This window comes from Planomonospora algeriensis (genome assembly GCF_977012225.1).
Genome location: NZ_CDRNDK010000334.1, coordinates 1 through 7219, shown reverse-complemented (window position 1 = coordinate 7219; position 7219 = coordinate 1). Strand labels below are relative to the sequence as shown.

The following is a 7219-nucleotide window of genomic DNA, read 5'->3' as shown; positions in this document are numbered from 1 at the left end:
TGGCGTTCGGCGAGCTTGTCCACCATGCGGCGGCGCTGGGAGGCGGCGCTCCAGGCGTCCACGCCGGCGCCGACCCGCTGCGCGGCCTCCTCGGCCTTCTGGATCTTGAGCGAGAGCTCCCCGGCGACCGCGCGGCGCGCGGCCATCGCCGCGACGAACGCGGCGGCGTCGGACGGGTCCGGCGTGATCATCCGGCCCTGCAGCTCGGCCTCCTTGGCCTGGACCTGGCGGTCGGCGGCCGCGGCCTCGGCGCGGGCGCGGGCCACCCCGCCCTTGGCGGCGTCCTCCTGTGCCTTGCGGGCCCGCAGGATCGACGACAGACGGAAACGTGGGCTCATGTCAGATCTCCTTGGATGCCGGGTTCCGGCCAGGGGAGGCGGTCACGCGGGGAAGGTGCTGCGGGGGTCTGCGGGTGCTCGCCGGAAACGTCCTTCCGCCCGGGGATCCCGTACCGGACCGGGAGACCCCGGGCCGGGATTCCGTACCGGGGGGGCCGTACCGGGGGATGCCGGGGCTCCGTCCCGGCTCAGGGCAGCAGGGCCCGGAGCGACTCCCACGCCTGCGCGGCCGTGGTCTGCTCCTCCATGTCCTGGCGGAGGAACGCCTCGATGCGCGGCCACAGCGCGCGGGCCAGGTCCGCGTCCGGGTTGGTGCCGGGCACGTACGCGCCGATCTCCACCAGCTCGCGGATGTCGCGGTGGGCGGCGAGGATGCGGCGCAGCGCGGTGGCGTCGGCGCGCTGCTCGCGGCTGGTCACCGCGCCGGCGACGCGGGAGACCGACTCCAGCACGTCGATCGTCGGGAAGTGCCCGGCGGTGGCCAGGCGGCGGTCCAGCACGACGTGGCCGTCGAGGATGGAGCGCGCCGCGTCGGCGATCGGCTCGTTGTGGTCGTCGCCGTCGACCAGCACCGTGTACAGGCCGGTGATGCTGCCGTCGATCCCGGGTCCGGCGCGCTCCAGCAGCCGGGGCAGCATCGCGAACACCGACGGCGGGTAGCCGCGGGTCGCCGGGGGCTCGCCCGCCGACAGGCCGACCTCGCGCTGGGCCATGGCGGCCCGGGTGAGGCTGTCCATCAGCAGCAGCGCGTCGCGGCCCTGGTCGCGGAACCACTCGGCGATCCGGGTGGCGGTGAAGCAGGCGCGCAGGCGCACCATCGGCGGCTGGTCGGAGGTGGCCACGACCACGACGGAGCGGGCCAGGCCCTCGGGGCCCAGGTCGTTCTCGATGAACTCGCGGACCTCGCGGCCGCGCTCGCCGACCAGCGCCACGACGGTGATCTCCGCCTCGGTGCCACGGGTGATCATGGACATCAGGCTGGACTTGCCGACGCCGGAACCGGCGAAGATGCCCAGGCGCTGCCCGCGCCCCGCCGTGATCATCGTGTCCATGGCCCGCACGCCCAGCGGCATCGGCTCCAGGATGCGGCGGCGCCGCAGGGCGGGCGGCGGCTCGTTCTCGACCGGGACCATCTCCAGGCCGGCCAGCGAGGGGCCGCCGTCGAGCGGGCGGCCGAGGCCGTCCAGGATGCGGCCGCGCAGCGCCTCGCCGACCGGGAGGCGCAGCGCGTCGCCGGTGGCGGTGACGGGGCTGCCCACGCCGATGCCGGTCAGCGAGCCCAGCGGCAGGCAGCTGAGCCGGCCGCCGGACAGGGCCACCACCTCGGCCGGGACGGCCGCGGGACCGTCGCCGAGGAGGACCAGATCACCCACCCTGCCGGACACGCCCTCGACGTCGACCGAGAGGCCGACGACGGCCGCGACGCGGCCGGTCACGCGGGGCCGCGCGGCGGCGACGGCGGCCCGGAGGCGGGTGTCGATGGTGGAGGAGATCACAGGCCCAGGGCCTCCTTGACTCGCTGTGCGGCGGTGCTCAGGCGCGCGTCCACGGAGGTCGCGTCGCTTTCGGCGACGGCGTCGCCGGGCTTCAGGCGGGGATCGACGACCATGGTCACGCTCCGGCCGTCGACCTCGAAGGTGTTCTGACCCGCGCCGACCATCGCGGCGTGGTCGGAGGGGCTGAGGCGGACGAGCACGGGGCGGTGCTCGGGCACCAGCTCCAGCACCCGGGCCAGGGCCTCGCGGCCGGGCTCGGGGCTGTGCTCGATCTCCCGGCCGAGTACCGCCTCGGCGATCGCGAAGGCCGTCCGCACGACGAGGTCCTCGATCTCGGCGGCGCCGGGCGCCGTCTGCTGCTCCAGCCGGGCGGCCGAGGCGGCGATCGCGGTCAGCGCGCTCTCCAGCCGGGCGATCTTCCGGGCCTCGGCCCGGGCGACGCGCTCGGCCTCGTCGCGGTGCTCGGCCGCGGTGTTGCGCCGGGCCTCCTCCAGGCCCTGGGCCCAGCCCGCGGCGTATCCGGCGGCCCGCGCCTCGGCGCGGATCCCGTCCATGACCGCGGCCGGCACGTTCGTGGTGACGCCGAAGTCGGTGGCGAAGCGGGCGGCGCTGAAGGTGAGCGCGTCCGTTCCGCGCAGGACGGTCTCAGGCGACGAACTCATCCTCGTCTCCCCTCCGGATCACGATCTGGCCCGACTCCTCCAGGGCGCGGATCGCGTGCACGATCTTGGCCTGGGACTCCTCGACGGTGCGCAGCCGCACCGGGCCGAGCAGCTCGATCTCCTCGACGAGGTTCGCGGCGGCCCGCTCGGACAGGTTCTTGGTGATCTTGTTGAGCACGTCCTGGCCGACGCCCTTGAGCGCGGTGGCCAGGTCCACGGTCTCGACCTGCCGGACCACGAGCTGGACGGCGCGGTCGTCGAGGTGGACGACGTCCTCGAACATGAACATCCGGCTCCGGACCTCCTCGGCCAGCTCGGGGCTGCGCCCCTCCAGCCCCTCGAGGATGAGGCGCTCGGTGACGCGGTCGGCACGGTTGATGATGTCGACCAGAGGTTGCAGACCGCCCACCGCGGAGAGGTCGGACGGTTGCAGGACCGACGAGAGCTTGCGCTCCAGCAACGACTCCACCTGGCGGATGATGTCGGGCGAGGTGCGGTCCATCACCGCGATGCGGTGCGCCACGTCGGCCTGCAGGTTGGGGTTGAGCCCCGACAGGATCTGCGAGGCCAGGTGCGCCGGCAGGTGCGCCAGCACCAGCGCGATCAGCTGCGGGTGCTCGTCCTGGACGAATCCCAGCACCTGGCGGGGGTCGGCCCGCTGCAGGAAGCTGAACGGCATGTCGACCAGCGACGCCGACAGGCGCTCGACGATCTGGCTGGCCCGCTCGCGACCCAGCGTCGCCTCCAGCACCTCGCGGGCGAAGTCCATGCCGCCCTGGCCGGCGTAGCGGTAGGCGACCGCCAGGTCGCGGAACTCGGTGAGGATGTCCACCGCGTCGCCGGGGTCGACGGTGCCGAGCCGCACGATCTCGGCGGTCAGCTCCTCGACCTCGGGCTCGCGCAGCTGCGCGAGCACCTTCGCCGAGTCCTCCTTGCCCATCTGGACCAGGAGCACCGCGGCCTTGCGCAGGCCGCTCATCGTCTCGACCATCGGCATGTCAGCTCCTCCTGTCGGCGAGCCAGCCGCGCAGCAGCTGGGCGACTTCTTCAGGCTGCCGGTCGACCAGGCCGGAGATCTCGTCCCGGAGCTCCTCACGCCTGTCGCCGTCCGGCTCGGCGGGCGCCTCACCGGTGCCGGCGGGCAGCGCCTCGCGCTCGGCGGCCTCGATGGCGGCCTGCAGGCGCACGCGCTCCAGCTCGGCCTGCATGGCCTCCAGCTGCTCCAGCTCGGCCTTGCTCAGCTGCGAGCGGCGCCGCTTCTTGCGCCCGCGCAGCCAGCCGATGAGGAACAGCAGCCCGATGCCCAGGGCCAGCGCGCCGATCTTGACCAGTTCCATCGTGCGGCCGTCCTGCTCGGCCTTGGCCGCGGCGGCCAGGTCGGCGGCGGCCTTGGTGGCGGCGCTGTCGTCGAACGGCATCGCCGAGACGGCGATGGTGTCGCCGCGCTGGGCGTTGATGCCCGCGGCCGAGGAGACGATCCGCTGGATCTCGGCGGTGTCCACGCCGGCGGCGGCCTGGCCGTCGACCAGCACCGCGACGTCCAGCTTGCGGACCTTGCCGGGGGCGGTCTTGCGGGTCTCGGTGACCAGTCCCACGGCGTTGTCGCGGGTCTCGGTGGTCGACTTGTAGTCGTTGCCGGCGCTGCCGCCCGGGACCTGGATGTTGTCGGGGCCGAGGACGCCGCCGGTGGGCGTGCCGCCTCCGGCGTAGGTCTCCTCCTTGGTCGTCGACGACAGCGGCGGGAGGGCCGGGTCGCTGACGTAGCGCTGGCTCTTGGTCTCGGTCTGGTCGTAGTCGAGGTCGGCGGTGACCTTGACGACGGCCTTGTTCGGGCCGAGGACCTGGGTCAGCATCTGCTGCAGGGAGCCGCTCATCCGCTGCTCGAACGACTGGGTCTGCTCCTCGCGCTCGCTGCCGGCGCCGGTGAGGGCCTGCTCGCCTGCGGCGGCCAGCACCTGGCCGCTGGAGTCGGCCAGCGTCACGTCGGTCGGGGACAGGCCCTCGACGCTGGAGCTGACCAGGTTCACCACGGCCTTGATCTGGCTGTTGGTCAGCGGCTTGGTGGGCTGGGTGCCCACCAGGACCGAGGCGGTCGGCTTGGCGGCGTCGTCGGCGAAGACGTCCTTCTGCGGGATCGCGAGGTGCACGCTGGCGGAGGTGACGCCGTCGATCGCCTTGATCGTCCTGGCGAGCTCGCCCTCCAGGGCGCGCTGGTAGCCGACGTGCTGCATGAAGTCGGAGGTGGTTACGCCCTGCTTGTCCAGCAGGGAGTAGCCGCCGCCGTCGGCCTGGGTCGGCAGGCCCTGACCGCTCATCTTCAGCCGCAGGTCGTAGACCTGCGCCTGCGGCACCATGATCGTGCCGCCGCCGTCGGTGAGCTGGTAGGGGACGCCGTCGGCGGTGAGCTGCTCGACGATCGCGTTGCCGTCGGCGCCCGAGAGGTTGGAGTACAGCGTGCCGTAGACCGGCTTGGCGGCCCACTGGGAGAAGAAGAACCCGCCGACCGCGATGGCCAGCACGAGGGAGATGGTGACGGCCTTCTGCCCGGTGCTGAACGACGCGAACGAGGAGCGGGCCTTGCGGAGGGCGGCGAGCGCGCGTTCCTGCATCAGGCCTGCATCCTCATGATCTCGGTGAAGGCGGCGACGGCCTTGTCACGGATGGCGACGGTCATCTGGGTGGCGAGCGCGGCCTCGGTGCTGGCGGCCATGTAGTCGTGCGCGTCCTGCAGGTCGCCCGTGGCGGCCTTGACGGCCAGCGAGTCGGCGGTCGCCTGCGTCTGCTGCAGCGTGTCGACGCCCTGGGTGAGCAGGTTGCCGAAGACCTCGGCGGCGCCGCTCGGAGCGGCGGTCCCGCCGACCTCGGCGGGACCGGTGATGCGCAGGGGGCCCGCGATGGGGCCGATCGGCTGGATGCTCATCCGTTCCTCCCGAGCTGGAGTGCGGCCTGGTAGGCGTCATAGGCGCGGTCGACGACCGAGAGGTTGGCCTGGTAGGCGCGCTGGGCCATCATCAGCTGGCCCATCTGGGCGCCGAGGTCGATGTCGGGGTAGCGCACGTAGCCGCTCTCGTCGGCGAGGGGGTTGTCGGGCTCGTGGACGAGGCGGCCCTCGCCGCTGCCCAGTTCGATCCCGCCGACCTGGACTCCGCCGGTGCCCGACCCGTAGTCCACGGCCTGGGCCGTCACGTACCGGGCGCGGAACGCCTCACCGCTCGTGGGGGCGGCGTTGTTGATGTTGGCGATGTTGTCCGACACCGCGTCCAGCCACTTGCGGTAGACGGTCACGCCGGTGCCGGCGATGCCGATCGCGCGGAAGGGTCCTCCGACGCTCATCTCACGCACCTCCCCGGATGACGGAGCGGAGCATGCCGTACTTGGAGTCGAGGGCCTTCAGCATCGTCTGGTAGCGCAGCGTGGTGTCCATGTGCGACAAGGTCTCGTGGTCGAGATTGACGTTGTTGCCGTTCTCCCGGGTGGGCTCCAGGGAGCGGGCGACCTCCGGGGTCACCTCCCGCGGCGAGGTCCCCGTCTCGACGGCGGTGCGCAGGGCCTCTTCGAACTGGACGCGGCCGGCGAGGAACCTGGGAGTCTCGATGTTGGCGATGTTGTCTGCGATCACACGCTGGCGCTGGGCCAGACCCTTCAGCGCGACGCGCACCACGCTGGACGTGACGTCCTCGAGCACGAACAGACTCCGTTCGTTCTGCTACGGCCGCCGATCCTTGGCGTAACGGGGTGAGCACTCCCTGCTCAGGTAGGCCCATCGGACGGCGCGGAGGGGTCCTGAGGTTTTTCCCGGATCCGATCGGGACGGGAGGTCACGGTTGTCCCTCAAGTCCTCAGATCCACCCCGGGACCTGCCGAAGGGCAGGATGCCCGCTTTCGCCGAGTCCCGTCTCCGCGAGTCCCGTGTCCGCGCGGCCAGGAGGAGATCCCCAGATGACCGACGGCATCGCCGCGATCCAGACCCGTGTGGCCCAGTTGCAGGGCCAGTTCACGCAGCTCGGACCCCGCTCCGGTGTCTCCGGCGCCTCCGGCCGGGAGTTCGCCGCCGAACTCGCCGCCGCGCGGGGCGGCGGCACGACGGCCTCCCCGTCCACCGCGTCCACCACCGCGTCCACCACCGCCCCCGCGGCGCACGCCCCCTCCAAGGTCCTGGGCGGCGGCAGCCGCATCACCCCCACCATGCGCAAGGCCATCGAGGAGGTCGACGCGAAGTTCGGGAAGTTCTCCGCGATCGGCGCCTGGCGCGCCGACGGCGGCATGCCCGGCAGCGACCACCCCACCGGCAAGGCCGCCGACTTCATGATCACCTCGGGCGGGAAGATGCCCTCCTCCGCCAGGCTGAAGGAGGGCTGGGAGATCGCCAACTACCTCAAGGACAACGCCGACCGCCTCGGCGTCAAATACGTGATCTTCGCCCAGCACATCTGGAACCCCTCCCGCGCGAGCGAGGGCTGGCGCCTGATGGAGGACCGCGGCGGCGCGACCGCCAACCACTTCGACCACGTGCACCTGTCGGTCGCACGCTGACCCGCGTGCACCCGCCGACGGCGGGCATGCAACGCAGAACGGACAGGAGCAGGACATGCCGACGACCTGGCGGCCCGCCGGCCGCCGCCCGCACGGGATGAGCGGGATGCGCGGGGTCCCCGGGACGCACGGGATCCCCCGAACACGCGGAGTCCCCAGGACGCGCGGGGTCGCCGGGCTGCGCCGGGGC

9 protein-coding genes are annotated in these 7219 nt (G+C 72.8%); 1 reads left to right on the top strand and 8 read right to left on the bottom strand.

Annotation, left to right across the window (positions count from 1 at the left end):
* The 8 genes from ACWJ6R_RS26550 to flgB all read right to left on the bottom strand — a co-directional run.
* Window positions 1–338: hypothetical protein (locus ACWJ6R_RS26550; protein ID WP_449064846.1), on the bottom strand; the 338-nt coding region annotated here is incomplete at its 3' end.
* Window positions 339–526: 188 nt separating this feature from the next.
* Entirely contained in the window at window positions 527–1834 is a 1308-nt protein-coding gene (locus ACWJ6R_RS26545; protein WP_449064845.1) for a FliI/YscN family ATPase, read from the bottom strand.
* Window positions 1831–2496: a FliH/SctL family protein gene (locus ACWJ6R_RS26540; RefSeq protein ID WP_449064844.1), complete on the bottom strand. Its 666-nt coding sequence runs from the start codon at window positions 2494–2496 to the stop codon at window positions 1831–1833. The genes ACWJ6R_RS26545 and ACWJ6R_RS26540 overlap by 4 nt, the downstream gene beginning before the upstream one ends.
* The gene (gene fliG / locus ACWJ6R_RS26535) at window positions 2480–3493 is read right to left on the bottom strand and encodes a flagellar motor switch protein FliG (protein ID WP_191898203.1); all 1014 of its coding nucleotides are present in this window, start codon (window positions 3491–3493) and stop codon (window positions 2480–2482) included. The genes ACWJ6R_RS26540 and fliG overlap by 17 nt, the downstream gene beginning before the upstream one ends.
* A 1-nt stretch (window position 3494) precedes the next feature.
* Complete coding sequence (fliF, locus tag ACWJ6R_RS26530; RefSeq protein ID WP_449064843.1) at window positions 3495–5105, bottom strand: flagellar basal-body MS-ring/collar protein FliF; 1611 nt, start codon at window positions 5103–5105, stop codon at window positions 3495–3497.
* Window positions 5105–5416 carry a flagellar hook-basal body complex protein FliE gene (gene fliE, locus ACWJ6R_RS26525; RefSeq protein ID WP_449064842.1) on the bottom strand — a complete coding sequence of 104 codons (312 nt, stop codon included), beginning with the start codon at window positions 5414–5416 and terminating at the stop codon, window positions 5105–5107. Before fliE ends, fliF begins: the two co-directional genes overlap by 1 nt.
* A complete protein-coding gene (locus ACWJ6R_RS26520) occupies window positions 5413–5829 on the bottom strand; it encodes a flagellar basal body rod protein FlgC (protein ID WP_449064841.1) in 417 nt (138 codons plus the stop codon). Before ACWJ6R_RS26520 ends, fliE begins: the two co-directional genes overlap by 4 nt.
* Window position 5830: 1 nt before the next feature.
* Entirely contained in the window at window positions 5831–6181 is a 351-nt protein-coding gene (flgB, locus tag ACWJ6R_RS26515) for a flagellar basal body rod protein FlgB (RefSeq protein WP_449064840.1), read from the bottom strand.
* Window positions 6182–6435: 254 nt separating this feature from the next.
* On the opposite strand from flgB, the gene ACWJ6R_RS26510 reads away from it, so the two are divergent.
* Window positions 6436–7029, top strand: a complete 594-nt coding sequence (locus ACWJ6R_RS26510) for a hypothetical protein (RefSeq protein WP_449064839.1) — start codon at window positions 6436–6438, stop codon at window positions 7027–7029.
* Window positions 7030–7219 lie beyond the last annotated feature (190 nt).